This is a genomic window from Roseiconus lacunae, from assembly GCF_008312935.1.
GTDB classification, from domain to species: Bacteria; Planctomycetota; Planctomycetia; order Pirellulales; family Pirellulaceae; genus Stieleria; species Stieleria lacunae.
In genome coordinates this window covers 284336-311253 of record NZ_VSZO01000009.1, presented here as the reverse complement: position 1 = coordinate 311253, position 26918 = coordinate 284336, and the positions used below count along the sequence as shown (strand labels likewise).

Here is a 26918-nt window from a genome sequence, read left to right as displayed (position 1 = left end):
TGAGGTCGTCTTTGAATCGTTCTGCGAAATCTTGTCGCTTGCGACCGCGAATTGTCATCGGGGCAATCGTTATCGCCGTCTGCCAATGGATGATGGTTGCCCAATCGGTCAGGGCTGCGACTTACACCGACGTCGAGGCCCTTTACTTGACCGGTAAGATCGATGAGGCGAAAGAAGCCGCCGCTGCAGAGGTCGAACGGGGAGTATGGAACCGCCGATGGAGTGAGTTGCTGATCAAGTGCCAGCTCTCCTCTGGCGAATACGCCGAAGCCTTGGAAACGTATCAAGCCGCGCTGAAGCGGTATCCGACCAGTCTTCCGCTGCGCACATTGGGCATCGAAGTCGCCCGATACAATGGTTTGCCCGACCAAGTCGCAACCGAGAAAGCATTCATCCATCGATACCTTGAAACCGGTCAATTGCGTTATGCGACCGCCGACACATTGGTCGCCGCCGGTCGATTCTTCTCCAACAACGGTATCGATGCTCGGATCATTTTGAAGTCATTTTATGATCGGGTTCTAGAATCCGATTCCGGTAACCTGGATGCGATCTTAGCAACGGCGGAACTCGCGATCGATAAAGGCGATTTTAAAGTCGCGGCCGAATCGATTGCGAAAGCAAAGCGATTGGAAATTCAAGACGCTCGGTTGGAAACTCTGTTGGCGGTTGCTCTGGGACCAACGGATTCAAAGGCGGCAACGATCGCTCTGGCAACGGCTTTGGAGCTGAATCCCAATTATGCGCCTGCGTTGACATTAAAAGCGGAAAAAGAAATCGATCGGGAACTCTACGACCAAGCGGGGAAGACGATCGAGCATCTGCTGCGATTGAATCCCAAAGATGAAAAGGCATTCGCCCTAAAAGCCGTCATTGCTCACGTTGAAGGCGACTATGACCGCGAGAAAGAACTTCGGCAGAAAGCTCTTCGCCACTACGGTGATAATCCTGAGGTCGATCATCTAATCGGTCGTAAGCTTTCCGACAAGTATCGATTCAAAGAAGGTGCAGAGTATCAACGGCGATCGTTGACGTTTGATGCCGACTATGTCCCCGCAACGTTCCAGCTTGCCCAGGACTTGTTGCGTCTAGGTGATGATGAAATCGGCTGGCAGTTGGCCGATGAAGTCAACCGGCAGGATCCCTATAACGTCGTCGCTTACAATTTGATGACGCTGAAAGATCGAACCGACGGTTTTGAAACGCTAGCGGCGAGTTCCGCGCGGCAAGTTTCGCGAGATTTCTCCGAACCCGGTGAGATTTTGATTCGGATGGATCCGCATGAACGCCAGGTCTATGGCACCGCCGCGGCAGAGATCTTGAACGAAGCCAAGCAGGCCTTGTGTGAAAAGTACGATTTGCAGCTCAAACGTCCGGTCATCGTCGAGATCTTCCCGAAGCAAAGTGACTTCGCGATTCGTACCTTTGGTTTGCCCGGCGGCGAAGGTTTCTTGGGGGTCTGTTTTGGCCATGTGATCACGGCGAACAGTCCGGCGTCGGGTGGGGATCGGCCGTCGAACTGGAAAAGTGTTCTGTGGCACGAATTTTGTCATGTCGTGACGTTGACGAAAACCAAGAACCGGATGCCCCGTTGGCTCAGCGAGGGCATCTCGGTCTATGAAGAAGTCCGGCGTGATCCGCGATGGGGCCAATCGATGACGGCGCGTTATCGTGAAATGATCTTGGGCGACGACTACACGCCGATCGCAAAACTCAGCAGCGCGTTCCTCGCGCCTCCGTCAGCCGAACATTTGCAGTTCGCGTATTACGAGTCATCGCTCGTCGTCGAATTCATTATTGACAACTACGGTACCGACGCTTTGAACGCGATCCTGGACACGCTCGGGGAAGGAATACCGATCAATATCGCACTGGCCAAACACACCGACCCGATGGAACGACTAGAAGTCGCCTTTCGAGCGTTTGCTCGTCAGCGGGCCGAAGGGTTCGGTCCAGGGTTAGCATTCGATCGGCCCGAATTCAAAGACGGCACCCCGCAAGAAGAGATCGATCTATGGGCCAGCGAAAATCCCGCCAACTACTGGGCTCGAATGCGAATGGCTCGTAACGAAATGTCGAGTCGCAACTATGAAGCCGCCGCCAACCATTTGAATTATCTAGTCGATCATGATGCGGCGACGGGCGAACGTGGGGGCGTCTTGGAACTGCTTGCAGAGTGCCGGCGAGAGTTACACCAAGCGGGTGAAGAAAAGGTCATTCTGGAAAGGTACCTCAATGAGTCCGCCGACGCGCTTCCGGCCCTCCGTCGACGCATGGAGCTTGCCGCCAAAGATGACGAGTGGGGGACCGTCTTCAGCGCCGGCGAACAGGCTTTAGAAGTTCAGCCGTTCGCAGCGGGAATCCATCGAGAATTAATTAGGGCGGCAACAGAGGTTGGCGAGCCCGAGCGGGCGATCGACTCTCTCATCGCACTGAAAGAACTTGACCCAATCGACGCTGCCGGGTTGGACTACCAGTTGGCCGTCGCATTCGAAAGTCAAGGCGAAATCGAGCAAGCCAAACGCGCTGTCGTCGATGCCTTGCTCGAAGCACCTCGATATCGGGATGCACTCTCATTGCTGAATCAACTCGCTCTTCCCAAGGTTGACCGGCCCGATCATCAATCAAATTCGCAAGCTTCACAGTCAAATGCATCACAGTCGGACGCGTCGGAGCCCGAAGAAGGCGTGGCAGGTGATGCCATGACCGAAGACGCAGAGAAGCCAGACGCAGTGAAGCCAGACACGATGCCGCAAAGCAACACGGAAGAAGTTGTCGGCGAGGCGAAGAAAGCCGAGGGCAAGTCGGTTGTCGAAGATGACGCCGACGAGCGAGCCGAGAACGAAACTGAAACAGAGGATCCGAAATGATCAGTCGACGCCGAATCCTGATCTCTATTTGCATGGCCTTTCTGATCGGCGGGCCGGCCTGGGTGTTCGCTCAGCGTTGGCGCGGTGGTTATCGCACTCGCGACATCTCGCAAGATCGAAATGGGGTTCCTAACTGGGAGGTCGATCAGAATTTCCCGGGGGATTTGTTTACCTTTGCACGGGTTCGTTACGACTCCTATTCCGGACGAGGCCGTGGCGGTGGATGGGCGACGGACTATCCCGATAGTGACTTGAATTTTTCTCTGCGCTTGCAGCAACTGACAACGATCAAGGTCAATCCTAACCCTGTGATCGTGAACTTGACCGATGAAAACTTGCGGGACTATCCCTTTCTTTACATGATCGAACCCGGCGGGCTTTCGTTTAGCGAGCCCGAAGTAATGTCGCTGCGTGAGTATTGCTACAGCGGAGGTTTCTTGATGGTGGATGATTTTTGGGGAGACACACAGTACGACAATTTGGCGTACGAACTGAGTCGTGTTTTTCCCGACCGTCAACCCGAGGAAGTGCCACTGTCGCATCAGATTTTTCATAACGTTTATGACATGAAGGAAAAACCACAAGTTCCTTCAATCAACTCGGCGCGACATGGCGTGTCTTGGGAATACTCGCGTGATGGTAGCGATACCACCGTGCCACATTACAAAGCCATTTATGATGATCAGGAGCGGATTATGGTCTTCATTTGCCACAACACCGATCTCGGCGACGGTTGGGAGCGGGAAGGCGAAAACCGCCAATACTTCGCCGAATACTCTGTCAAAAAAGCCTATCCAATGGGAATCAATATTGTCACCTATGCGATGACCCACTGACCGCACTTGCCTACCTTCGATGAACGCCCAACCTGTACCCGTCTGTCGATCACACGAGTGTGTCGAGCCCGTGAGGACGCAATCAGAAAGGTATAACCGATGATCCGCTGCAAACCGAAAGTACTGGAAACATTTTCAAACCAGAGGAGTCATTCGCTTTGTTCCGCTCTCAACTTGGAAAATTGAGCGACATTGTCGCTCAATTCTCCGAATCGCGAGCGTGCCGCGTCGTTCACCAACGCCAATTCCGATTCCGCTCCAATTCCAGAGCCGTTTTGCCAGCAGGTTACCCCAATGCTCACTAGTCGATGGTCCTGGCAAGTCGAATGGTGGGAATTTGATTGCACCCAAACCGGATCAGGAACGGGCCCGCGGCTAGCTGCGTCGGCTTACCAGCAAGGACGTTTAGCTTTAGGTCGGCCCACCGTTCAACCGCCGTGGTTTACAAACGAAGCGAGCTTTCAGGATGCGGGCTACCTCACAATACACACATTGATCAAGCACTAGTTTTACGATTGAGCACTTGCCGATGACCCTGACCGAACCGAACCTTGCTACACAAATTCAAGACGCACGCGACCGAATTGTTGGCGAGTTATCTAAAGCAATCGTGGGACAACACGATGTGATCGAACAGTTGTTGATCAGTTTGTTCGCTGGCGGACACTGTCTGATCACTGGCCCACCGGGATTGGCAAAGACGCTTCTTGTGCGTAGCGTCGCACAGATCTTTCACTTGGATTTCAGCCGCATCCAATTCACTCCCGACCTAATGCCCGTTGACATCGTCGGTACAGAAATATTGGAGGAAACCGATCAGGGGCATCGAGCGTTGTCGTTCGTCAAAGGTCCGGTGTTTGCCAATGTGATTTTGGCGGATGAAATCAACCGAACTCCGCCAAAGACCCAAGCGGCGATGTTGGAGGCGATGCAAGAACATCAAGTCACCGCCGCCGGGACTCGGTACGAACTACCACAACCGTTTTTCGTTTTGGCCACCCAAAACCCGATCGAGATGGAGGGCACCTATCCGTTACCAGAAGCCCAGCTGGACCGGTTCTTGTTTAACGTCCGAATCGATTACCTGCCCCCGGAAGACGAACTGGCGGTGGTACTGAGAACCACGTCGACCAAGCCCGAGCCGATCGAACCGCTCTTCAATGGCGAAGACGTTTTAAGATTTCAGTCAATCGTTCGAGACGTCCCGATCGCGCAGCCGATCGCCGAGTACGCCGTCCGTCTGGTCCAGGCGACACGTCCCGCCAGACCCGAGACTTTGGACTTTATTAACGAATGGGTCGGCTGGGGAGCCGGAACACGGGCCAGCCAAACATTGGTCCTTGGCGCCAAAGCTCGCGCGCTGCTGTTCGGTCGCGCCCATGTGCAAACCGAAGATATCGTTGCACTCGCACATCCGACACTTCGTCACCGCGTCTTGCCAACTTACAAAGCCGAGGCGGAAGGAGTGACGATCGAAAAAATCATCGATCAATTGCTCGAAACGGTGCCGAAGCCATGACATCAACATCGAATGATGGCAGCCGCACGTCGGCTGGGATCGATCCGGATGCTTTGATGCGAATCAAAAGTCTGAAGCTTCGTGCGAAGACAGTCGTCGAGGGCTTTTTTACAGGCCTGCATCGCAGTCCCACGCACGGCAGCTCGATCGAATTCAGTGAATACCGCGCTTACGTTCCCGGTGACGATTTAAGGAACTTGGACTGGAAGCTGTACGCCCGTAGTGACCGCTACTTCGTCAAAAAATTTGAAGATGAAACAAATCGTCGGTGCTACTTGATCGTCGATCAAAGCCGATCGATGAGCTATGGCTCCACCGGGTACAGTAAAATCGAATTCGCCCGCACGGTGGCTGCCACGCTGGCGTATTTTTTGACGACCCAGCACGACGCGGTCGGGGTTCTGACATTCGATGTCGAGATCGGTGACTTTGTTCCCGCCAAGCTCGGGGCGAAGCACTTTCATCAAATCCTTGTTGAGCTGTCAAAGCCCGCCGAGGGTCGTGGAACCGATATCGAAGCGCCACTTCGTCAAGTCGCATCGCTTGTCCCGCGGCGTGGCTTGGTAATTTTGATGAGCGACTTGCTCGCCCGCCCCGAAACGCTGCAAACTCAGCTCGCTTCCCTGCGGGCACGGGGACATGAAGTGGTGGTGCTCCGGATTTTGGATCCCGCCGAGATTGAACTACAACTCAAAGCCCCGGCGATGGTCCAAGACATCGAAACCGGTCGCCAAGTTTACGTCGATCCTGACGCTGCTAAAGAACGCTATCAAGAGCAGTTCGACTCGCACCGCCAGCAGATCATGGCGATGTGCACCGGGTCCGGTGTTGGCTATTTTGAAATGCCCACCGATCAGCCGTTGGATCGTGCGTTGGCAAGTTTGATCGATGCGCGAAATCGACTCGGCGCCGGTAATCGAACGACGAGCGGAGGAAGACGTTGATGAGTTTCCTCACACCGCTTTACTTCCTCGGTGCCTTGGCAGTGTTGGGACCAATACTGTTTCACCTCATTCGGCGTCAGCCTAAGGGAGAAGTGGAATTCAGTTCGTTGATGTTTCTCGAACCTAGTCCGCCACGCCTCACCCGTCGGAGTCGGCTGGAGAATCTGCCTTTGTTGCTGATCCGTTGTGCCGCGATCGCCATGTTGGCGTTTGCTTTCGCCCGCCCATTCCTACCGTCGACTCAGTCCGAATCGGTCGACGGTATCCAGGAGGCGACGATCCTGCTGATCGATCAGAGTGCGAGCGTGCAACGAGATGGAATGGTGACCCGGCTCCGCGATCTCGCACAGCAAGTGATTGATGATTGCGACGACGATTCATTGATCGCAGTCGTGAGCTTTGACGAAACACCGCAAGCTCGGCTAACGTTACGAGAGTCCTCCGGGTTGGACGCAGCAATGCGAAAGGCGGCCGCATCGGAAGCGATCGATCAACTTGAGCCGTCCTACCTTTCCACAGACATTGGCCAGGCGCTTCGTTTTTGCGCCGATTCGGCAGCGCTGCTGGATCTCGACGGCGAACGTGATTCGTCCGAGCAACAGGCGAGCGGCCGAGCGGCGATCCGAACTCGCGTCGTATTGATCAGCGACCTGCAAACGGGGGCAAAAATAGAATCACTCCAAGGTTACGACTGGCCTGACGATGTCTGGCTGGAAACGCGCGTCGTGAAGTCAAATGCCTGGGGGAACGCAACCCTGCGTATGATTCCGCGACAGGTACAAATTGGAACAGAAAATTCCGTCAATGTTTCGCCCGATACCGTTCGTGTCGAAGTCAGTCGTGATGAAGGTGACGAGGGTGCTTCGACGTTTCGCTTGCGGTATCGAGGACAGGACGACGATGCCGTTGTCGTTCAGGTTGGACCGGGACAAACTCGGTATTTTGACGTTCCGTTGCCGGCAGCCTCTGGTCAGCAGAAGGACCCGACGGCAACGCTTGAACTGTTCGGTGATGCCGACACGTTTGACAATCTGCATTACTTTATTCGGCCAGAAAAAGCGAAGCAGACCGTGATGTTCCTCGCCGACAATCAGTCGCGTCTGAGCGATCAACGAGAGACACTTTCGTTTTATCTGTCACAATTACCGTGGTCCGATTCGACACGCGAAGTCAAGTTTCGTGTTTTCGATCGAGACGATTTGCCAACCGCGATTGATCCTGAATCGATTCCGTTGGTGATCGCTACGGCAAGTTCGATCGCGAGGGTTTCCGTCGAAGTCCTGCAAAGCTATATCGGAAACGGGGGGCGGTTGCTGATTGTCATCGAGTCGGATCCGATGCCCGCCGGCAAAGATGTCATTGGCACCCTATTGAACAGTCCGGACTTCGTGGTGACTTCCGGCGATGATGACGAGTTTCGATTGATTGCCGCCGTTGATTTTAGTGCCAAGTTGATCGCACCTCTGTCTGAACCGGGGGTCAATGACTTTTCGACTATCAAAATATGGAAACATTGGCAACTCGGTGGCCTGTCGGAAGAGGTCGATGTCACACTTCGACTAGACAACCAGAGTCCGCTGTTGATCCATCGTGAATACAGTTCACCAGACGCGGCGGCAGGCCATGTCTGGGTGCTCGGGAGCGGTTGGCAGCCGACTCAAAGTCAATTCGCATTGTCGACCAAGTTTGTTCCGATGATGTTAGGCATGCTTGGCCCGAACCGAATGTTGGTTCCACAATCGATGTTGGTTGGGGAGACAATTCGTGACACTTCGGGTGAAGAAATTCAATTGACCGAACCCGGTTTCACCGATTCCAGTGACGGGGTGCGTCTCGCGGTCAATTTGAATCCGGTCGAAAGCCGTACCGTTCCGATCGATCTCGATCGATTCAGCAGTCTTGGAGTCACGGTGTCGTCACCGGAGCTACGCGAACAAGACCTTCAAGCCGAGCGAGCCCTGCGTGACGTCGAATTGGAGGCAAAGCAAGGTTGGTGGCAGTGGCTGATCTTGGCAACCATGGGGCTAGTTGCGATCGAAACAATCCTATCGGCAAGGGGACCGAAAAGCGATGAGTGAAGGACCGATCAATCACGGAGTTATCCGTCGTGACGAACCGTTTCACGTGGATCCTCGATCCGGTGTGGCAGAACGCCAGTTGGTACGTATTCGGCGCGAGATGCGTCATGTGACGTCCCGGCTCTGGTCACGACATTTCTGGTCGTTCTTCGCCGTTTTTTCGGTGGTCAGTCTGTGCCTGCTGTTGATGGTTCGAAACATCCAACAGGACGGTCAACTGCCGGTCGCGACGGTTTGGGGTTCCGCCGTTGGGTGTCTGTTGATTTCACTAATTGTCGCTTGGGCCTTTGCGAGTCATCTGACCGCCGGACGGTTGACGACCGCCACAAGGATCGAAAGAAAATTCCCGGGGCTGGGCGAACGCTTGATCACAACGTCCGAACTGAAGGACGACACGGTTGATCGGCCTTTGGCTCAACTTTTGATCGACCAAACGCACGATCACTTTCGAGCGCATGATTGGCAAAGCGTCGTCTCGTCAGGTTCCCTTTGGATGGCTCGAGTACTCGGGCTAGCCGCGCTCGCGGGCATGCTATCGGTATCGATTTATCGACCAAATGATCCGCAACAAAAGTCGGTGATCGCACCATTCGACAAATCAGATCAACAGCGTAGTGTTGTCGTCGTTCCTGGTGACAAGGAAATCGAACGCGGTTCCAGTTTGGTCGTGACGGCTGAGTTCGCCGGCTCGCTTCCCGAGCAGACATTCTTGGTGACCTATGAATCCGGTTCGCCGCCATCGACGGAGACGCAACTTTCACGCGTTCCGATGAAGCAAACGATGAGTGATCCGATCGTCGCCGCGTTTATTCCCTCGGTGGACGTCCCGATGGTTTACCGCGTCGAAAGTGGTGACTGGACCAGTCCCGCGTACAACATCCGTGTCTTTGAATTCCCCGAGTTGCGACGTAGCGATGCGCTGCTGCGTTTTCCCGAATACACCGGAATGCCGCCGCGAGAGGTCGAAGATACGTTCAAAGTCACGGTGGTCGAGGGAACCGAAGTGACTTGGCGGTTGATCTTGAACAAGACGGTCGACAGCTGCCGTCTGGTCGCCAAAGAAGATTCGACCGACGCTGAAGGTTTGGGGATCGTCGCTCAGCAAGTCGCGTTGGATGCTTTGCCCAACATTGCCATGCGGGGTGAGATGGCAGTCTATGAAACGAAGATCACCGCACGTCGATCACAAGCTTTCGTGCTGCGATTGATCGATGCTGACGGCCGCGAAAACAAATTTCCGCCGACCATGTCAATCAAGGTTAGGCCGAACAAGCCACCCACAATGGATCTTGATCAGGCGCGCGACATGACGGTGTCCGCACTGCAGGAAGTCGACTTGTCGGCAAGCCTTCGCGATGACTTTGGGATTGTCCGTGCCGGGTTAACCTACCAGCGCGAAGACAACGACGAAGTCGATATCGAACTCGCATCCGATATCGGTCGCAACGCGAAAGAAAAAGTGAGTCACTTGCTCGACTTTGAAGCAATCAATGCCGAGGTGGATGACTTGGTCTCGTTCTATTTTTGGGCCGAAGATGTCGACGCCGATGGCAATCCACGCCGCACAGAAAGCGACCTGTTTTTTGCCGATGTTCGCCCATTTGACGAGATCTTCCGCGAAGGCGAGTCGCAAAGTTCAGAGTCGAGTTCGTCTTCAGAGCAGCAACAAGGCGGTGCTCAGCAAGCCGAGGAGCTCATCAAGCTGCAAAAGCAGATCATCGCCGCGATTTGGAATCAGATCCGCGATAGCTTAGGCGGTGATGAACCCGCGAAAGAAGACATCCAGACGATCGTCGAATCGCAAGGGACGGCTCTCGGGCAATTCACCGAATTGGCTGAACAGGTCAGCGATGCGAAATCCAAGGGGATCGCCGACAAAATTGCCGAGGACATGCAATCAACGGTTTCGCATCTACGCGGCGAGGATAACTTCGAAGATCGTTTACCCGCGGCAAGAAAGACAGCACAGGCTGCCTTGTCGGGGCTGATGAAGTTGCGGGCAAGGGAATTTGAAATTACTCGCGGACAACGCCAACAAAGCCAGAGTAGCGGTCGATCAAGTTCGGCTCGTCAAAATCAAATTGACCAGTTGGAGCTGGACCAAGACGAAAGCCGTTACGAAACGCAACAACAAGCTCAGGCACAAACACAGCAACAACAAGAAGCCGCCGAAGATCGGCAAGTCCTCAGCCGTTTGCGCGAACTCGCACGACGCACAGAAGACTTGATGGAAGAACTGGCGAAGCTGCAATCGGCACTCGAGCAAGCCGAAAATGAAAAAGAGGAGGAAGAGATTCAGCGGCAGCTCAAACGATTGCGCGAGCAACAACAAGAGTTGTTGCGGGCGTCGGATGATCTGGAAGCCCGAATGCGGTCCGAAGAAAACAGCGAGCGGATGTCCGAGCAAGCCGATCAGTTGCAGCAGACACGTGAGAACCTGCGGCAAGCAAGCGAAGCGACAGAGCAGAACGATGCCTCGTCAGCGCTCGCCTCTGGGCGGCGTGCCGAAGAACAACTCGAAGAACTGACCGAAGAGTTCCGGCAGCGATCCGCCGGCGCGTTCGATCAACAAATTCGAGAAATGAGAAACGAAGCCAACGAGTTGCAGCAGGAGCAGCAACGCATCGGTGAATCAATTCGCGAACAAGTCGACGAACAAACGCCCGGGCTGCGAGCGAGTGAGTCCTCTGACGCCGCACCGGAGCGATTAGAGCAACAAGCCGAACGCTTGGAAGAATTGCTTGAAAAAATGCAGCGGACAGTCGAGGAGGCGGGAGAAACAGAGCCGCTGCTCGCCGAAAAACTTTACGACGGTTTCCGCGAAGCTCGTCAGTCACAGGCCGAGCAACAGCTTGAGAATGCCGCCGAACTCGTCCGCCGAGGGTTCATCCCGCAAGCTCAACAATTCGAACAAGAAGCGGCCGAGGGAATCGAAACGTTGCGAGACACCATCGATGAAGCGGCTGATTCGGTGCTCGGAGATTCAACCGAAGGCCTTCGTCGTGCCGCGCAACAGCTCGAGCAGCTACGGGAAGGCGTTCAAGAAGAACTCCGACGTGAAGCGGGAATCGAAAACCCGGATGCACAAGATCGTAACCTCGATGGTTCACGCCAGACGCCGCAAACGGGGACTCAGCCGGCAAAGTCACAGCCAGATCAGTCACAGCCAGAGAACGCGGCGCAAAACGGAGATTCGCAGTCCGGTCGGCCTTCGGGAAGTGCTTCCAATCAGCCCGCCGGTGAACAACAGCCCAACGGACAGGAAAACTCAGACGCTCAGGAAGGTGGTGGCCAACGCTCTGAACAACAGCAAGGCCAACCACAAGCAGATCAACCCCAACCAGGCCAAGCCGAATCTCAGCAGGGAGACCCACAAAATGGTCAAGGCCAGCAATCGGGCCAGCAACAGGGTCAGGGCCAGCAACAGGGGCAGCAAGCTAGCCAAAGCGGTCAATCGCGACCACGCCCTGGATTGCGACAACCTGGTCAGGCATCGGGACAGCAACCCGGGCAACAAAAGGGCGAGCAGCCGAGCCAACAACCGGGTGGCCAACAACCGGGAGACCAACCGCAGGGTGGCGGCAGCCAATACGCCGCCGAATCGCCCGCAAACAATGGTCCGCTGGGACCACTAACGGGAGATTTTCGGGCTTGGTCGGATCGAATGCGTGACGTCGAAGAGATGGTTGACGACGCTGATCTACGTGCCCAAGCAACGACGATCCGTGATCGTGTTCGTCAAATGCGGAGTGACATGAAACGGCACGGGGAGCCACCCCAGTGGGAATTGGTCGACGACATGGTCGCCAAACCACTTCGTGAACTTGAGCGGGAGGTCCGGGCCGAACTTCTGCGACGAACCGCGGGCAAAAATGAATTGGTTCCGATCGATCGTGATCCTGTTCCGGCCGAGTTTGCCGACGCGGTTCGGCGTTACTACGAAAATTTGGGTAGCGCAAAAGTCGGTCGCAGTCAGACGGAGTCGCGGTGATGGAGTTGAATGTGCATTCGTTTGTGGAATCATCACCGCTGATGTTCGCCGAGTTCGTCGTCGGATCACCAAAGTGGGTCTTCCCTGCGATCGTCGGTGGGACGCTGTTAACGTTCTTGGTGTTGTTCAATTATGCCAAAACGAATCGGCGTGACAGTCTTGCGGTTGTCGGTGTCATCCTCAAGTTGACCGCGATCGCGCTGCTCGCCGTCTGTTTGCTCGAACCGATGCGACGGGACCAGCGTCCGCGACCGCGTGCGAATCTACTGCCGGTCGTGGTGGATACGAGTCAGAGCATGGGGCTGAAAATTGGCAGAGAGTCCCAGTCCTGGCGGGATCGGATTGACGAAAACTTCGCCGGCAATGCACCACTGTTTGCCGATTTGTCGCAATCATTTGAAACGCGGATTTACGGATTCGACAAGCGGCTATCAAGTGCCGGCGAGGTTGCCGATTTGCGTCGCGATGGTAAGGCGACCCACTTGCTAAAGAACCTTGAAGAACTTAACCAACGGTTGCAAGGTCGCCCCGTCGCCGGCGTACTATTGCTGAGCGATGGCAACGGGTTGGCCGACGGGATTGACTACGATGATTTGCCCGAACTGGACTTCCCTGTCTATCCCGTTGTCCCCGAAAAATTGAGCGGCTTGAATGACCTCAGAATCACCGGGACCTCCATTCGGCAGACCAATTTTGAAGTTTCACCGATCACATTGACGGTGCAGTTTGCGATCGATGGTGTTTTGACAGGTGACGTGATCGTTCGCTTGACCGATTCGCAGGACAACATCATCGTCGAAGAACAGACGTTGTCTCTGAAGGCAGACGAATCGAGCTACTACACTTCGTTCCAGTTCCGCCCCGATCAGGTTGGACTGCGGTTCTATCGTGTCGATGTGTTTCGCACGACGGATCAATCGGCGTTTGAATCGTCCGAATCGCTGATGGAGGCTAATTCATCCGAAACGACATTGATCAACAACACAAAATTAGTGACGGTCGATCGGCGGTCGGGACCCTATCGGGTGTTGTATTTGGCAGGACGTCCCAACTGGGAATTTAAGTTTCTGCGTCGCGCGGTCGACGAGGATGCCGAAGTCGAATTGACCGGTTTGTTGCGAATGGCGAATAAGGAGCCAAAATTCAGTTTTCGTGATCAAGCCGTCTCAGGCACAAATCCTTTGTTTCAGGGCCTTGGTGACGATGCCGAAGAGACAGCCGAGCAATACGATGAACCGGTATTGGTTCCGATCGGGGTCAAGCAAGCTGACGAGCTTGCTTCTGGATTCCCGAAAACGGAGGATCAACTGTTTTACTTTGACGCGATGATCGTCGACGACATTGAGCCAGAGTTCTTTTCACAGGACCAGCTTAAATTGATCCGCCGCTTCGTATCATTGAGAGGCGGTGGTCTGATGTTTCTCGGCGGCCAGGAGATGTGGGCCGGACGGGCATTTGACGACTCCGTTCTCGGTGACCTTTCGCCGGTGTACGTCGCCGGTCGTACGATGGATGGACCGTCGAATCAATCGCTCGGGTTGACTCGCGAAGGGATGTTGGAACCATGGATGAGGTTGCGATCAACAGTCAGCGAGGAAAACAAACGCTTACGGTCGATGACGCATTTCACTTCGGTCAACGAAGTCGGCAGCCTCAAGCCGGGGGCGTACCGACTTGCTACGGTGACTGATTCTGTTGGCAAAGAACGAACCGCGGTGGCCGTGCAACGATTCGGGCGCGGAAAGGTCGGCGCGCTATTGATAGCCGATTATTGGCGTTGGGCGATGAATGCCGAACCCGGTCAGGCCGACGATTCTTATCAATCATGGCGTCAGATGGTGCGATGGCTAGTCGGTGACGTTCCTCGTCGTACCGAGATCGTTACTAGGGATGATCCAGAAACGGGGGCCGTCATTCTGGAAATTGAATCGTTCGATGAAGCCTACGCGCCTCTTGAAAACGGTGATGTGAAGCTCACTGTTCGCCAGCCAAACGGCGCGGTCGTACCATTGTCCGTGCAACCGGTACCCGAGCGACCGGGAGTCGTTCGCACATCGTTTTTCGATGACTCGGCCGGTGCCTACGTTGCCAACGCCGAGGTGAGATCCGCCGACGGTGAAGTGGTTGGTACTCCGTCGAGCGGTTGGACGCGTCAGATCGCCGGACGTGAATTTGATCACATCGGATTCAATCGCGGTTTAATGGAAAAGATTGCTCAGAAGAGTGGCGGTAAACTGATCGACGAATCCAATCTTGATCGGTTCGCACAACAACTGAATTCGGAAAAGGTTCCCGTGATGGAAACGTGGGTTTATCCCATTTGGCATCGAGGTTGGGTGCTGTCGCTCGCCCTCGGTTGTCTCTGTGCCGAGTGGGGCCTTCGACGCTACCGAGGTTTAGCTTAGTTCGATGAGAGAGAAACGATTCGACTGTTCAGAACCCGCCCACGACCTCTTATCGCATACGAGAGAGGTACTTCCACGTTCGCGTAAGGATCGGAGATTTCGATTGGTAAGCTTCGACAGGGGGCTTTGTTGCCTACTGATTCTATGCATGATGGCTCCGTTGCGAGCGGGGGAGTCTGCAGCCCCGGCAAGTTCTGATCCGGCAATCGAACAGCAATTGCTTGATGTGATCGTTGTCGTCGGAGCCGGTGGGACGGCTGAGTACGCAACGATTTTTGAGGTTTGGGCAAAGAAGTGGCAGCAGAATTGCGAGCGCGCGGGGTTGTCGATACGACAAATTGGTCCGGAGCCAAGTGATCAATTCGAGTCCACGAAAGACGAATTACAATCCGTGCTGGCTGCAAACATCGGGGGACCAACTGAAACCGAAAAGGAAACCGATTTCGATACTCCGCTTTGGATCGTTCTGATCGGTCATGGGACCTGGGATGGGCGTGTGGCGAAATTCAATTTGGTCGGACCCGATGCCAGCGGCAGTGAATTTGATGCGTGGTTGGATCCAATGAAGCGATCACTGGTGGTCGCCAATTGCACGTCTTCGAGTGCACCGTTTATCAACCGGTTGAGCCAACCGGGGCGCGTGGTGATCACCGCAACTCGGAACGGCGGTGAGCATAATTTCGCGATGTTTGGTCAGTTTCTTGCCCAGGCTTTTGCTTCGGCCGATGCGGATCTCGATCACGATGACGAAGTCAGTGCCAAGGAAGCATTCATTCGTGCATCGATCGAAACGCAACGATACTATGACGAAAAAGGACGCTTGGCGAGCGAACATGCGCTGATCGACGACAACGCCGACAAAAAAGGATCTGCCGCCGAGTTACTGCAAGGACAAGCCAAAGTCAAAGACGGTGTCGTCGATGGAGACTTTGCTTCGCAGTTTTCAATTTTGGTTAATCCGGATCTTCGTCCGCTGACAACCGAGCAACGTCAGAAACGTGATCGACTGGAAGCGGAGTTGCAGCGTCTTAAACAAGAGTTCGCCGACCGACCCAAAGAAGAACTTCGTGAAGCGGCAATCCCCGTCCTTCTCGAACTCGCCTCGATCTACGCAGGTCCATCCGAGTAGGTCCAAGTTTCGCCAGACTGTTTGGATGGCGTCAAAACCTATTCGACCACGGTCCATTGCATCAGGATCGCGACGTGTGGCAGTGCCTGTCCTGATTGAACGATACTGGTCGCATCGGTGATCGCGACGGTCCCGGCCATCGTCCACTTGTCGGCATCCACCGAAACGGTTGTCTCTAATGTGGCCGTTTCAATTTCGACACGGTCGGTGGTCTGACCGGTACCAAAGGTTGCCGAGAGAACTTCTTCGGGAGCCGATGCCATTTGGATGCCTAGTTGGATACGACCTTGTTTTCCATCGGCAGCGATTGCCGGTTTGACGCGGCCGAAGAGTCCTAGCAACGTCGTCTGGATTTCGGGACGGTAAGCGCTTGATCGAGACGCAATGTGAACGTCATTGCTGCCGACTACGGGCGTCAATGACATGACATAGCTGCGGCGCAAGCCCGATGCAATTTCTGCAATTCTGTGATTGTCACATCGCAGTGAAATGCGAGCCGCATGAGCTTCGTTGGCGAGCTTTACGAGGTTTTCTGTCGTCGCGTTGGAGAGTGCTTTCGTTTGTCCGGCTTCGATTTGAACGAGGCGAATCTCCAACTGAATGGTCGGCGAAGGATTGCTGCCCGCTTTTAATAGATCCAACAAGGCAGCGATCTTTTGGTGAGCTTCTTCCGATTGCGTCACAATCATCAATGGCCCAACGATACTCAGGTCGCCGCCTTCACCGGACGTTTCCATCCATTTGAACGTGTCACCGCTGACGTGTGTGATGATGACATCTTTGAGTGCTTCTCGGGTCATTTGCTGAGGATGCTGATGAACGAACTGCCCTCCTCCCATGCCTCCCATGCCACCGCCCATTCCACCCATTCCACCACCGAATTGAGGAAGGATGCTATCGGGAATGCGAAACATACCTCCGCCTCCCACCGGAGCTTGACCACCACCATAAGCCCCCATGTTGTTTCCCTGTGTCGCTGGGTTCGTTGACTGGGATTGATCGGGGGATAGAAGTCGAGGTGATTCCAGTAAGTTCGAAATGTCGTAAACCTTCGTCACTAATTTCTTACTAGCGGCCGTCGGATTGGAACCTGCAACTTGTGCGTTAACTGGTCCCGCCAGATACGTGAGCATTGCGAACGAGACGAATGTCATGGACCATCGAGTCTTGACGTTCTGAAGTGTTTGCCGGTTCATCATGATCACCTTGAAGTTGAGTGAGCCAGAAGTGGAGACGAGGTTTGATATTCACGAAGTGGGCGTGAGCGGAGTAAAGTGAAGCAGCAAGGTGGGGTTGCGCCGCGGCATGGCTGAGAAATGTTTGTGCCTGAGGCGTCTTTCGTGACAATAACGCGATGTAAGCTGCTTGCTGATGGCGTCCTTGCAGAACCAAACCCGCCAGTTGTTGGTCAATCTGTTGGTTGGGAGTGGTTGCAATCACAAAGACGGCTCCGGTACGCAGTTCGCGGTTGTCTGATCGGATTATTTCAATCAAACCTTGCAAATGCTCTGGTCTGATCCCTTTTGTGCTTGCACTCAATGCGGCGTGCCACGATCGATCTTCTGCCAACGTCACCAGTTGCCGAACCGCCAAAGGGTCTGGATGGTTGACGATCGCATTGCAAATTTGCAGCCTTTCGGAATCCGATTGCGCGAGTTCGACCATCTGCAATCGTTCATCCGGCGTGGCTGAATCATAGAGACGTTGCCACGCAATTGGTCGGACGGTGGAGTTGTCGAGCCAACGTATCAGAAGCGATCGCGCGTCCGTTCCGGCTGCAGCGACAACCAAGTCCACCGAACGTTGTCGCTTATCAACATTCGAAATGTGTTCAACAGCACGAATGGCGATTCGTTGAACTTGCGGATGACTGGCTGCGAGTTTGCGAGCGGCGTTGTTCCAGGACAGACTGCCGGGAACACCCGCGTGATCGACATACCGTTCAAAGGAGAAGGTAGTCGTGGCATTCGGTCGAGCTGGATCGGTTGGCAACGGATGATTTGAAGCCGCTCGAATACCCGAACGGGGTGGCTGGGGGATGGGCTCATCGTCGCGTTTGCTGTCGAGTGGAGTGGCGGTGACCGAGAACTCCTTTTTATCGAGCGGTTCAACATTGACCACGGACCGCTGCAACAGTGCCGCTTGGTGATTGTCCGAGCCGGTTTCGGAACGGAGCAGCAAAGCAAGGGAAACAAAGCTGGCGATTGCTAGACCGCCCGCGACTTTACAAGCCGATCGGATTCGGCGACGTACTTGTCGTCGACGGTCTGCCAATCGGGTCCATTGTGATCGACATTGGTCAACCTGCGATGGTTCATTGCCGTGATGTGGATCGGCTTGCCGAAGCATCGATTCAAGAGGATCGTTTTCCATCGCGTTCTATTTGCTCCCAACGAGGTCGCTTCGCAGATTTAAGTAGCGGAACTTGCCGACGGTTTGTTGACCTAATCGAATTGAGCGACTCAACAATCAGCCGACGGGAACTAGCCAAGATTGGCGCTGAAGAACCGCACGCTATCGCGATTGCGGCTGATTAAATCAACAAGCCGCCAAGAGTTTCGGATTGTTTCATTGCCGAACGCCGTGGCGGTTTCCGTTGCCGCATCAGATCTCAGTCGGGATCGCGTCCTCCATCGAGATGACGTTTCAACTCGGCTTTCAATCGTTGCCTCGCCGCGTGTAGGTTGGCGTAGACAGTCTGGGAACGTATCCCCAAGATCTCGACGACTTGGTCATGACTCATCCCTTGCCAAATGACCAACGAGAACACTTCGCGTTGACGGTGTGGCAGATTCATCACCGCTTTGCGAATCATCGCATCTGTTTCGGCGTCACACGCCTGCTCGGTTGGGCCACGACCAGGGTCGGTTGCACTGGCTAGTGAATCGTTTGATTCGAGCGTTTCCTGCATCAAACGCTCGCGGCGGATGATCGCGTCACCGATTGAATCGCGGACGCAGTGAATCAGAATCCGAATGAGCCATGTTTCCAACGAGGCGCGACCTTCAAAACGACGCCACGATTTGGACGCTTTCAGCAGTGCATTTTGCAGGGCATCGGCGGCCAGATCTTCGTCGCCGGCGAGACGACGAGCCGTCGCAACCAATCGAGGCATACACGCATCGACGCACTGTGCAAACTCGCGTTCACTCAGTTTGCTTCCCATCGCGTAGGTCCCGGCGTGTTCACGCCCCAGCCCGCGATGGGTATCGATCGGTTTTTCGAATGCGGATTCCATGAATCAACCCGGTGTTGCTTGGCGCTTGTCATGTTAGACCACGCCCACCGATGGAATCTCAAAAAGAAAACCTGTGCTAGCGAAAATTATTTATTGAGCATCAGGTAGCGTTCTCGTTTGTGGCCATCTTTTCACGCAGTTCGCGGCAGGCATCCGATGGGTTGCTGCACAGCGAACAGCTCGTACTGCCATCGGAATTTGTTTGATTATTCAAACCGCCACAAGATCCGCTGATCTGTTTTCGGCCAAAAATCACGCCCAAAGCCATCGCAAACAAAAGGATCGAAAAGACCCCGAACGACAGGATCGCGATCGGAAGTACGTCTTGGAGCAAGCTTTTTTCCTTTTTCGATGATGAAGTTGAGGTGGCTGATTGGTCCGTCGCTTCACCGTCTTCGGCGTAGCCAGCGAGATTGCCAGTTCCCTGGATCGCGAACGTGTCGTCCTGGCGTTCGGCAAGCAAGACATTCAGTTGATGCTCGTTCGCCAGTGTCACGGCGACTTTCGTTCCAACCACGCTGAGTGCCGTCGCCCAAGCGTCGGCTGCCATGCAAGTCGGCGCGACGACGGTGATCGAGGCGAGGTTGTGCTCGATCGGCTTTGCCGTGCGTGGGTCGATCGTATGTGAGTAGCGTTTGCCTTCGGCGGTAAAGAAATTGCGATAGTCACCTGATGTTGCCATCGCATTTCCCGCTTTGTCGTCGACGTTCATCGCATGAGCAATCATCACGGTATCGCGGGTCGCATCGGGGAGTTGGATTCCAACCCGCCAAGCGCCATCCGGCTTCTTTCCCATCGTCCGAACTTCGCCCCCGATTTCAACGAAGGCAGCTTCGACGCCAAGCATCTGCAGGCGTTCGATCACACGGTCGACACCATGACCTTTGGCAATCGAGGAGAGGTCGACGCGTAATTCGGGGACCGACTTTCGTAGTGCCGGTGGATCCAGACGGACATCAAGTTTGTCGAAGCCGACGATTTGCCGAAGCTTCTCTATTTCGCCATCACCGGGGACCGTGTTGGTACGTTCGGTTGGGCCGAAACTCCATGCGTTCACGAGTGGGCCGACAGTGACATCAAAGGCACCATCCGTTTTCCGCGAAACTTGCTGGGCAAAGTCGACGACTTCGGCGAAGGGGGCGCTTACCGAGAACCAATCGGTGCTCGAGGACTCGTTAAATCGCGTGATCTCGGACGATTCCAAGTAGGTCGACATCTCGTCGTTGACTTGCCGTAGCTCCGCGTCGATCGAAATTTTCAAGGTATTGTCGTCGACATCGTCGGCGCCGACGACCTTGACCATGTAGCTCGTACCCATGGTCGATCCATTGAACTGGCGGAGGTCAGCGTTTGATTGCGCCGACACCGTCGCTCCAGAATCGAGTGCGGTGAGTAAGAACGCCGCGATGTAAAAAAACGCGGCGAGTGCAAAGCTTCGCCGCGCGTGATGGATTGTCATGTGACAGTTATCGTGTGGTGGGGAAACTTGCGGTTCCTATCCGCCGAAGTCATCGTACATGATGTTTTCCGGCTCGACACCCAAGTCGTCCAACATCTTAAAGACGGCGGCGTTCATCATCGGGGGGCCGCAGATGTAGTACTCGATGTCTTCCGGAGCCGGGTGCTTGCTCAGGTAGTTTTCCAGTAGTACTTGGTGGATGAACCCTTGGTATCCGTCCCAGTTGTCTTCTGGCAACGGATCGGACAACGCGATATTGAACTTGAAGTTCGGGAACTCTTCTTCGATTTCACGGAAGTGATCGATGTAGAACAATTCACGAAGACTTCGACCACCGTACCAGTAGCTGACTTTACGGTTCGTCTTACGGCGTTTGAACAGTTCGAAGATATGGCTTCGCAAAGGAGCCATCCCCGCACCACCACCGATGTATACCATTTCAGCATCGGTGTCTTTGATAAAGAACTCACCGTACGGACCGCTGATGGTCGCCTTGTCACCGGGTTTAAGCCCGAAGATGTAGCTACTCATTTTACCGGGCGGCAACTCGGGATTCCGAGGCGGCGGGGTGGCGATCCGGACGTTTAGCATGATGATGCCTTTTTCGCCCGGATAGTTTGCCATCGAATAAGCGCGAATGACTGGCTCATCGACCTTCGAAACAAACCGCCAAATGTCGTACTTATCCCAGTCCTCGTGGTATTCCTCTTGGACCTCAAAATCTTTGTAGTTGACGACGTGAGGAGGGCATTCGATCTGAATGTAACCACCGGCCTTAAAGTTAACGTCTTCGCCTTCTGGCAGTTCGAGGACGAACTCTTTAATGAAGGTCGCGACGTTATCGTTGCTGCGAACGGTGCATTCCCACTTCTTGGTTTCGAACGCTTCGGCCGGGACTTCGACAAGCATGTCTTGCTTGACGGCGACCTGACACGAAAGACGATCACCCTCGGCAGCTTCCTTCTTGTTGATGTGATCTTTTTCAGTTGCCAAGATCTCACCACCGCCTTCGGTGACTTTCACGCGGCACTGCGCACAGGTTCCACCGCCACCGCAGGCACTGGAAACAAAGATCCCAGCGTCGGCGAGTGCGCCGAGAAGTTTACCGCCGGCTGGTACTTCGATCTCTTTCTGATCGTTGATCAGAATTTTGACCGGGCCGGAAGCAACAAGTTGCTTTTTGGCGAGCAAAATGACGACCACGAGTGCCACCACCACCGCGGTGAACATCAGGACGCCAAGAAAGATGGTGGCCATTTTCGTCTCTTTGACTGATTAAATATTTAGGAATTCAAGGAGGGGCTGGCGGCGGATTACAACTGGATTCCGCTGAAGGACATAAACGCAAGCGCCATTAACCCAACCGTGATAAATGTGATGCCCAAACCGCGAAGCGGGGGTGGAACATCGCTATATTTCATTTTTTCTCGGATACCGGCCAGTGCCGCGATCGCGAGGGCCCAGCCGATCCCGCAGCCGACACCATAAGTGCACGATTGGGCAAAGGTGTAGCTGCGTTCCTGCATGAACAGTGACGCACCTAAGATCGCACAGTTCACCGTGATAAGCGGCAAAAAGATTCCCAGCGTGTTGTAAAGCGATGGGACGAACTTGTCCAAGAACATTTCCAGGATTTGGACCATCGCCGCGATCACGCCGATGAAGCTAATGAATCCCAGAAAGCTCAGATCGACGGTGGCAAAGTCAATCGTTTCCGTCGACACGAATCCGTTCAGCCAAGTCAGCGCGCCTTTCTTGAGCAGCAACGAGTAGATCAACTGGTTCGCCGGGACGGTGATCGCTTCGATCACGATCACGGCGATGCCGAGGCCGATGGCTGTCTTGACGTTCTTGCTGATTGCCAAGAACGTGCACATTCCGAGAAAGAATGCGAGTGCCAAGTTTTCGACGAAGATGGCTTTCAGCAAAATGCTGAGGTGTGTTTCGATCACATTTTCCATGATTTCGTTCCCTTACGCCTCTTCGATTTGTTCGGGTTTGTACGCGCGGATGATCCAGATCAAAAGTCCGATCAAGAAAAACGCGCTCGGCGGCAAGAGCATCAGGTTGTTGGGGTTGTACCAACCACCGTTACGATCGAGTGCCAGGATTTCGTAGCCGAACAGCGTGCCGCTGCCGAACAATTCACGGAAGACCGCGACGAACAGCAAGACCAAGCCGTAACCTAGGCCATTGCCGACACCGTCGAGGAAACTGACGCCCGGTTTGTTTTTCATCGCGAAGCCTTCGGCACGTCCCATCACAATACAGTTGGTGATGATCAAACCGACGAAGACGCTAAGCTGTTTGCTGATGTCGAACAAGAACGCCTTGAGGACTTGGTCGACGACGATTACCAGCGACGCGATCACGGTCATCTGGACGATAATCCGGATGCTGCTGGGGATGAATGATCGGATGGCACTGACAGCCAAGTTGCTGAATGCCGTGACCAGGATCACGGCGATCGCCATCACGATTGAGGTTTCTAACTTGGTCGTGACCGCCAAGGCACTACAAATCCCGAGGATCTGTAGGGCGATCGGATTGTTGTCGATCAACGGATCGAGCACGACCTTTTTCGCTTGTGGTTCTGCCATGTCTTAAGATCCCGACTGGTCGGATTGTTTGTCTTTGAGTTGCGAGATGAATGGGCCATAGCCATTCTCACTCGCCCAATAGCGAAGCAGGTTCGTCACGCCTCGGCTGGTAATCGTTGCACCCGATAGGCCGTCGACGGCATAGACGCTTCCCGACGGGGCGGGGCCCTTTGCGACGATCGCGGCTGGCTGGCCTTCGTCGTCGTAAAGTTGTTGGCCTTCCCACTGGGCTTTCCATGCCGGATTGTCGACTTCACCGCCAAGACCCGGCGTTTCGGCGTGTTGGTAGAATGTCAGACCCTGGATCGTCTGCAAGTCACTTCGCAACGCCAAGTAGCCGTACAGGGTCGACCACAATCCTTTGCCATAAACCGGCAATACGATCTGCTGAAAGTCACCTTCGGAACCGGGCTTTTTTACCACGTAGACCTTGGCAATCTTTTCGCGGCGATCGACACCGGGATCGTAGACGACGTCGGTGATCGCGATGCTGCTGTCCGGTTTCTCGGCGGCTTCACGCGGATCGTAGTCGGCCGGATCCATGTCGGTGACGTACTCACCGGTTTCCAAGTCCACCAGCTTTTCGCTAATCCAGCCGGTCAACTCTTCGATCTGTTCTTTTGACAGCTCGGCCGCCGGCAGACCATATTCGCCGCGAGCCAAACCGGTCGCGTCCAAAATGTTCTTTTGGCGGTCGAGGACTTTATTCTGTTCCTGCCGGTCACGCAGGCCGACAGCGGCGACGCTGACGACGGCGGAGCAGACCACACACAAGATCGTTGCGGTCAGCAGGGTTCCGAGCATTGAATCACGTTGCGGCATAACGAGCCATCCTCCGGCGAACATTCATGGAGACAACGAAGTAATCGATCAGTGGGGCGAAGACGTTGCCGAACAGAATCGCCAGCATGATACCTTCGGGGAACGCCGGGTTGATGCAGCGGATCAGCACCGTCATGAACCCGATCAAACCGCCATAGATCCATTTTCCAGTTTCAGTCATCGAGGCGCTGACAGGGTCAGTCGCCATAAAGACCAGTCCAAAGGCCAGACCGCCGACGGCAAAGTGCCAGTAAAACGGAACGTCCATCATCGGGTTGGTGTGGCCACTGACGCCATTAAGGAACAGTGCCGTTGCGGTCACGCCGCCGAGGACGCCGGCCATGATTTTCCACGAGCCGATGCCGGTTCCGATCAGGATCGCCGCACCGATGAAGCACATCAGCGTGCTGGTTTCGCCGACGCAGCCTTGAATGGTCCCAAGAAACGCGCTGGTCAGGGTGATCGGCTCGGTCCAGGTGACCGGGTCGGCTTGGCCGAGGGCATAGGGAACACTTTGCAACGACGCGATCGCGGCGTTCGTTTCGCCACTCGGGTCGGGCGTAGCCGCGGCCATTTGGCCGAGGGCCGTCGCACCGCTGAAACCGTCCACCGCCGTCCAGACTTTGTCACCACTGATTTGGCCGGCGTAGGCAAAGTACAAGAACGCACGACTGGTCAATGCCACGTTCAAGAAGTTCCGCCCCGTGCCGCCGAACACTTCCTTAGCGACGATCACCCCGAACGAGATCCCCACGGCGACTTGCCACAGCGGAATCGACGCGGGCAACGTCAGGGGAAACAGCAGACCGGTTACCAAAAAGCCTTCGTTGATCTCGTGCCCGCGTAGAACACTGAAAACCAACTCGATGTGTCCCCCGACGAACATGCAAACGATGTACATCGGAAGAAAGTGGATCGCCCCCAAGAAGAAGCAATCCGTGATGTTGCTCGGATCGTTGGCGAAGCCGAGCCAGTGGTGGAAGTCGTAGTAAAGTCCGCCTTGGTAAAGCTCTCCGGCTTCGGCGGCTTGTTGGATCGCCAAGTTTGCTTGGTAACCGACGTTCCACATACCGAATAAGGTCGCTGGCACGAGTGCCATGACCACTGTGATCATCATTCGCTTCAGATCGATCGTGTCGCGCACGTGCGTTTTGCCATGCGCGACTTCGCCCGGTGTGTACAAGAACGTGTCGAGCGCCTCGTACATTGGATACGCGATCTGCAGCGGTCCGCCCTTGGCAAAGAGCGGATGGACTTTGTCCAGAGCATCGCGAAGTGCTTTCATTGGTTACTCAGTGTCCAAAAAATTTCGGGTGATTTGGATCGATTCAGAATTGCCGAAATCAAATGCTGGAATCGATGGCGGCGGGCGCCAATCGTTGAACGGGGGAATGATTGCGTGGTTAGCCTTCACGCTCGATCGTTGTCAGGTTCTCGCGAAGCAGGGATCCGTATTCATACTTCCCGGGACAAACGAACGTGCACAACGCCAAGTCTTCTTCTTCAAGTTCGAGGGCGCCGAGCTGTTGGGCTTGATCGGTGTCGCGGACAATCAACGCCCGCAGCAATTGCGTCGGCAGGATGTCCAGTGGCATGACCTTTTCGTACGTCCCCAATGGGACCATGGCACGCTCGCTGCCGCCGGTCGAGGTCGTGAAGGCAAATTTTTTCCCGGGCAACATCGCCGACGCGAACACTCGCGTGGTGCTGTACTTATCAAACCCGGGCATTTGCCAGCCGAGGAATTCCCGCACGTCGCCTTCGGCAAGCACGGAAATCTGCGTGTGGAATCGGCCCAGGAACTGATGCGGGGCGATGGCGGTGTGCCCGTTGAGCACCGAACCGGAGATCGGGCGAACTTTAACATCGCTGTCATACTCCCCGTCGATCAACTCGGTCACCGAAGCGCCGAGACGGGTTTCTAGCAAACGCGGTTTGTCGATGACCGGGCCCGCCAGCGAAATCACGCGGCGAACGTCCAGCTTGCCGGTTGTGATCAACGCCCCGATTGCGATCACGTCTTGGTAGCCGAGGTACCAAGCCATTTTGTTCGGACCGACCGGGTCGAGTTCGTGGATGTGCGTGCCCACGAGCCCCGCGGGGTGTGGACCGCCAAACTCGGTGACTTGAACGCCGTTGACCCCGTCACCGGGGATTTCGGATCCCGGAGCTTTACAAACATGTACGGTGCCTTCGGTCAGCTTAGTGAGGGCTCGAAGGCCGACGATGAATTGGTCCTTTCGGTCCGCCATCGCCGTTGCGGGGCAAGCCGCAAGTGGGTTGGTGTCGATCGCTTGGACAAAGATCGAACTCGGCGTCGTTCCGGGCGCGGGGATCTTTCCAAACGGGCGTGTCCGCAGTGCCGTCCATAGACCGCTTTCGGTCAGCAGGGACGTCAACGCTTCACCGCTCATCGAGTCCAAATCGCCGACGTCAAAGGTGACGCTGTCACTTTCGGCGGGCGAGGGATCAACGTCGATGATGATCGCTTCAAATTTTCGTTTCTTTCCGCGGATGACGTCCGCGACCGTACCGGCGGCCGGCGACGTGTAGGTCACGCCCTCGGTTTTCTTGTCCGTGAACAACGGTTGACCGAGTTTGACCTTGTCACCGGGCGACACCAACATGGTTGGCTTCATTCCGATGTAATCGTCGCCAAGTAATGCGACCTGTTTGACAGGCTTGGCAACTTCAATGTGCTGGGCGGGATTGCCGAGAATCGGAAGATCCAGTCCCTCTTTGATCGTGATCATATGCCTAGGGAGAAGCGGTGGGTGTGCATCCGTCGTCGACACAACAAATCACCGAAGAGCCGGTGGATTCACGCTCGAACGTTGTACAAATGCAGGAGGACTTTGTGATTTATTTCACAAAGTTGGTGCTAGTCAAAGCCCGCGACGACGAATCGCAGGCGTTTCGGACTCTTCACGTGGTTGCTGTGCGGAATATTACAACTCTTTAGTGAACCCGCAAAGGGCAGGTGCTCGATGTTCAGACACTCGTCGATCAATCCTGGCTTTTAGGGTA

At 54.9% G+C, this 26918-nt stretch carries 18 protein-coding genes; 8 read left to right on the top strand and 10 right to left on the bottom strand.

Annotation, left to right across the window (positions count from 1 at the left end; translation table 11 throughout):
- Positions 1 to 11 precede the first annotated feature (11 nt).
- The 8 genes from FYC48_RS13865 (at position 12) to FYC48_RS13830 (ending at position 15772) form a co-directional block, all read left to right on the top strand.
- Complete coding sequence (locus FYC48_RS13865; RefSeq protein ID WP_160149513.1) at positions 12 to 2870, top strand: peptidase MA family metallohydrolase; 2859 nt, start codon at positions 12 to 14, stop codon at positions 2868 to 2870.
- Positions 2867 to 3706: a DUF4159 domain-containing protein gene (locus FYC48_RS13860; RefSeq protein WP_149497297.1), complete on the top strand. Its 840-nt coding sequence runs from the start codon at positions 2867 to 2869 to the stop codon at positions 3704 to 3706. Before FYC48_RS13865 ends, FYC48_RS13860 begins: the two co-directional genes overlap by 4 nt.
- A 529-nt stretch (positions 3707 to 4235) precedes the next feature.
- Positions 4236 to 5225: an AAA family ATPase gene (locus FYC48_RS13855; protein ID WP_149497296.1), complete on the top strand. Its 990-nt coding sequence runs from the start codon at positions 4236 to 4238 to the stop codon at positions 5223 to 5225.
- On the top strand, positions 5222 to 6169 hold the full coding sequence (locus tag FYC48_RS13850) for a DUF58 domain-containing protein (RefSeq protein ID WP_149497295.1): 948 nt from the start codon (positions 5222 to 5224) through the stop codon (positions 6167 to 6169). Before FYC48_RS13855 ends, FYC48_RS13850 begins: the two co-directional genes overlap by 4 nt.
- On the top strand, positions 6169 to 8247 hold the full coding sequence (locus FYC48_RS13845; RefSeq protein WP_149497294.1) for a BatA domain-containing protein: 2079 nt from the start codon (positions 6169 to 6171) through the stop codon (positions 8245 to 8247). Before FYC48_RS13850 ends, FYC48_RS13845 begins: the two co-directional genes overlap by 1 nt.
- Positions 8240 to 12238: a DUF4175 family protein gene (locus tag FYC48_RS13840; protein WP_149497293.1), complete on the top strand. Its 3999-nt coding sequence runs from the start codon at positions 8240 to 8242 to the stop codon at positions 12236 to 12238. Before FYC48_RS13845 ends, FYC48_RS13840 begins: the two co-directional genes overlap by 8 nt.
- Complete coding sequence (locus tag FYC48_RS13835; protein ID WP_149497292.1) at positions 12238 to 14643, top strand: hypothetical protein; 2406 nt, start codon at positions 12238 to 12240, stop codon at positions 14641 to 14643. The genes FYC48_RS13840 and FYC48_RS13835 overlap by 1 nt, the downstream gene beginning before the upstream one ends.
- A gap of 148 nt (positions 14644 to 14791) precedes the next feature.
- Positions 14792 to 15772 carry a hypothetical protein gene (locus FYC48_RS13830; protein ID WP_149497291.1) on the top strand — a complete coding sequence of 327 codons (981 nt, stop codon included), beginning with the start codon at positions 14792 to 14794 and terminating at the stop codon, positions 15770 to 15772.
- A 38-nt stretch (positions 15773 to 15810) separates the two neighbouring features.
- Here the strand turns inward: FYC48_RS13830 and FYC48_RS28150 are convergent, their stop codons facing one another.
- From FYC48_RS28150 to FYC48_RS13780, 10 genes are all read right to left on the bottom strand, one after another.
- Positions 15811 to 16905, bottom strand: a complete 1095-nt coding sequence (locus tag FYC48_RS28150) for a hypothetical protein (RefSeq protein ID WP_200836610.1) — start codon at positions 16903 to 16905, stop codon at positions 15811 to 15813.
- The gene (locus tag FYC48_RS13820) at positions 16877 to 18145 is read right to left on the bottom strand and encodes a hypothetical protein (RefSeq protein WP_149497290.1); all 1269 of its coding nucleotides are present in this window, start codon (positions 18143 to 18145) and stop codon (positions 16877 to 16879) included. Before FYC48_RS13820 ends, FYC48_RS28150 begins: the two co-directional genes overlap by 29 nt.
- A gap of 238 nt (positions 18146 to 18383) precedes the next feature.
- Positions 18384 to 19010, bottom strand: coding sequence for an RNA polymerase sigma factor (locus FYC48_RS13815; protein WP_149497289.1), 627 nt, complete (start codon positions 19008 to 19010; stop codon positions 18384 to 18386).
- Positions 19011 to 19110: 100 nt separating this feature from the next.
- The gene (locus tag FYC48_RS13810; RefSeq protein WP_235034250.1) at positions 19111 to 20469 is read right to left on the bottom strand and encodes an FAD:protein FMN transferase; all 1359 of its coding nucleotides are present in this window, start codon (positions 20467 to 20469) and stop codon (positions 19111 to 19113) included.
- 36 nt (positions 20470 to 20505) lie between these two features.
- Complete coding sequence (gene nqrF, locus FYC48_RS13805; protein ID WP_149497288.1) at positions 20506 to 21726, bottom strand: NADH:ubiquinone reductase (Na(+)-transporting) subunit F; 1221 nt, start codon at positions 21724 to 21726, stop codon at positions 20506 to 20508.
- 56 nt (positions 21727 to 21782) lie between these two features.
- Positions 21783 to 22421, bottom strand: coding sequence for an NADH:ubiquinone reductase (Na(+)-transporting) subunit E (nqrE, locus tag FYC48_RS13800; RefSeq protein ID WP_200836608.1), 639 nt, complete (start codon positions 22419 to 22421; stop codon positions 21783 to 21785).
- Positions 22422 to 22442: 21 nt separating this feature from the next.
- Entirely contained in the window at positions 22443 to 23069 is a 627-nt protein-coding gene (locus FYC48_RS13795; protein ID WP_149497287.1) for an NADH:ubiquinone reductase (Na(+)-transporting) subunit D, read from the bottom strand.
- A gap of 3 nt (positions 23070 to 23072) precedes the next feature.
- Positions 23073 to 23891, bottom strand: a complete 819-nt coding sequence (locus tag FYC48_RS13790) for a Na(+)-translocating NADH-quinone reductase subunit C (protein WP_149497286.1) — start codon at positions 23889 to 23891, stop codon at positions 23073 to 23075.
- Positions 23878 to 25176: an NADH:ubiquinone reductase (Na(+)-transporting) subunit B gene (locus tag FYC48_RS13785; RefSeq protein WP_149497285.1), complete on the bottom strand. Its 1299-nt coding sequence runs from the start codon at positions 25174 to 25176 to the stop codon at positions 23878 to 23880. Before FYC48_RS13785 ends, FYC48_RS13790 begins: the two co-directional genes overlap by 14 nt.
- A 118-nt stretch (positions 25177 to 25294) precedes the next feature.
- A complete protein-coding gene (locus tag FYC48_RS13780; protein ID WP_149497284.1) occupies positions 25295 to 26644 on the bottom strand; it encodes a Na(+)-translocating NADH-quinone reductase subunit A in 1350 nt (449 codons plus the stop codon).
- Positions 26645 to 26918 lie beyond the last annotated feature (274 nt).

Excerpts from the sequence above, each read along its gene's own strand:
- FYC48_RS13830 (WP_149497291.1), top strand. The coding sequence starts at position 14,792 with ATGATGGCTCCGTTGCGAGCGGGGGAGTCTGCAGCCCCGGCAAGTTCT.
- FYC48_RS13810 (WP_235034250.1), bottom strand. The coding sequence starts at position 20,469 with ATGACAATCCATCACGCGCGGCGAAGCTTTGCACTCGCCGCGTTTTTT.
- FYC48_RS13780 (WP_149497284.1), bottom strand. The coding sequence starts at position 26,644 with ATGATCACGATCAAAGAGGGACTGGATCTTCCGATTCTCGGCAATCCC.
- FYC48_RS13835 (WP_149497292.1), top strand. The coding sequence starts at position 12,238 with ATGGAGTTGAATGTGCATTCGTTTGTGGAATCATCACCGCTGATGTTC.
- FYC48_RS13840 (WP_149497293.1), top strand. The coding sequence starts at position 8,240 with ATGAGTGAAGGACCGATCAATCACGGAGTTATCCGTCGTGACGAACCG.
- FYC48_RS13785 (WP_149497285.1), bottom strand. The coding sequence starts at position 25,176 with ATGAAAGCACTTCGCGATGCTCTGGACAAAGTCCATCCGCTCTTTGCC.
- FYC48_RS13845 (WP_149497294.1), top strand. The coding sequence starts at position 6,169 with ATGAGTTTCCTCACACCGCTTTACTTCCTCGGTGCCTTGGCAGTGTTG.
- FYC48_RS13860 (WP_149497297.1), top strand. The coding sequence starts at position 2,867 with ATGATCAGTCGACGCCGAATCCTGATCTCTATTTGCATGGCCTTTCTG.
- FYC48_RS13855 (WP_149497296.1), top strand. The coding sequence starts at position 4,236 with ATGACCCTGACCGAACCGAACCTTGCTACACAAATTCAAGACGCACGC.
- FYC48_RS13820 (WP_149497290.1), bottom strand. The coding sequence starts at position 18,145 with ATGGAAAACGATCCTCTTGAATCGATGCTTCGGCAAGCCGATCCACAT.
- FYC48_RS13790 (WP_149497286.1), bottom strand. The coding sequence starts at position 23,891 with ATGCCGCAACGTGATTCAATGCTCGGAACCCTGCTGACCGCAACGATC.
- FYC48_RS13850 (WP_149497295.1), top strand. The coding sequence starts at position 5,222 with ATGACATCAACATCGAATGATGGCAGCCGCACGTCGGCTGGGATCGAT.
- FYC48_RS13815 (WP_149497289.1), bottom strand. The coding sequence starts at position 19,010 with ATGGAATCCGCATTCGAAAAACCGATCGATACCCATCGCGGGCTGGGG.
- nqrF (WP_149497288.1), bottom strand. The coding sequence starts at position 21,726 with ATGGCCACCATCTTTCTTGGCGTCCTGATGTTCACCGCGGTGGTGGTG.
- FYC48_RS13795 (WP_149497287.1), bottom strand. The coding sequence starts at position 23,069 with ATGGCAGAACCACAAGCGAAAAAGGTCGTGCTCGATCCGTTGATCGAC.
- FYC48_RS28150 (WP_200836610.1), bottom strand. The coding sequence starts at position 16,905 with ATGCTCACGTATCTGGCGGGACCAGTTAACGCACAAGTTGCAGGTTCC.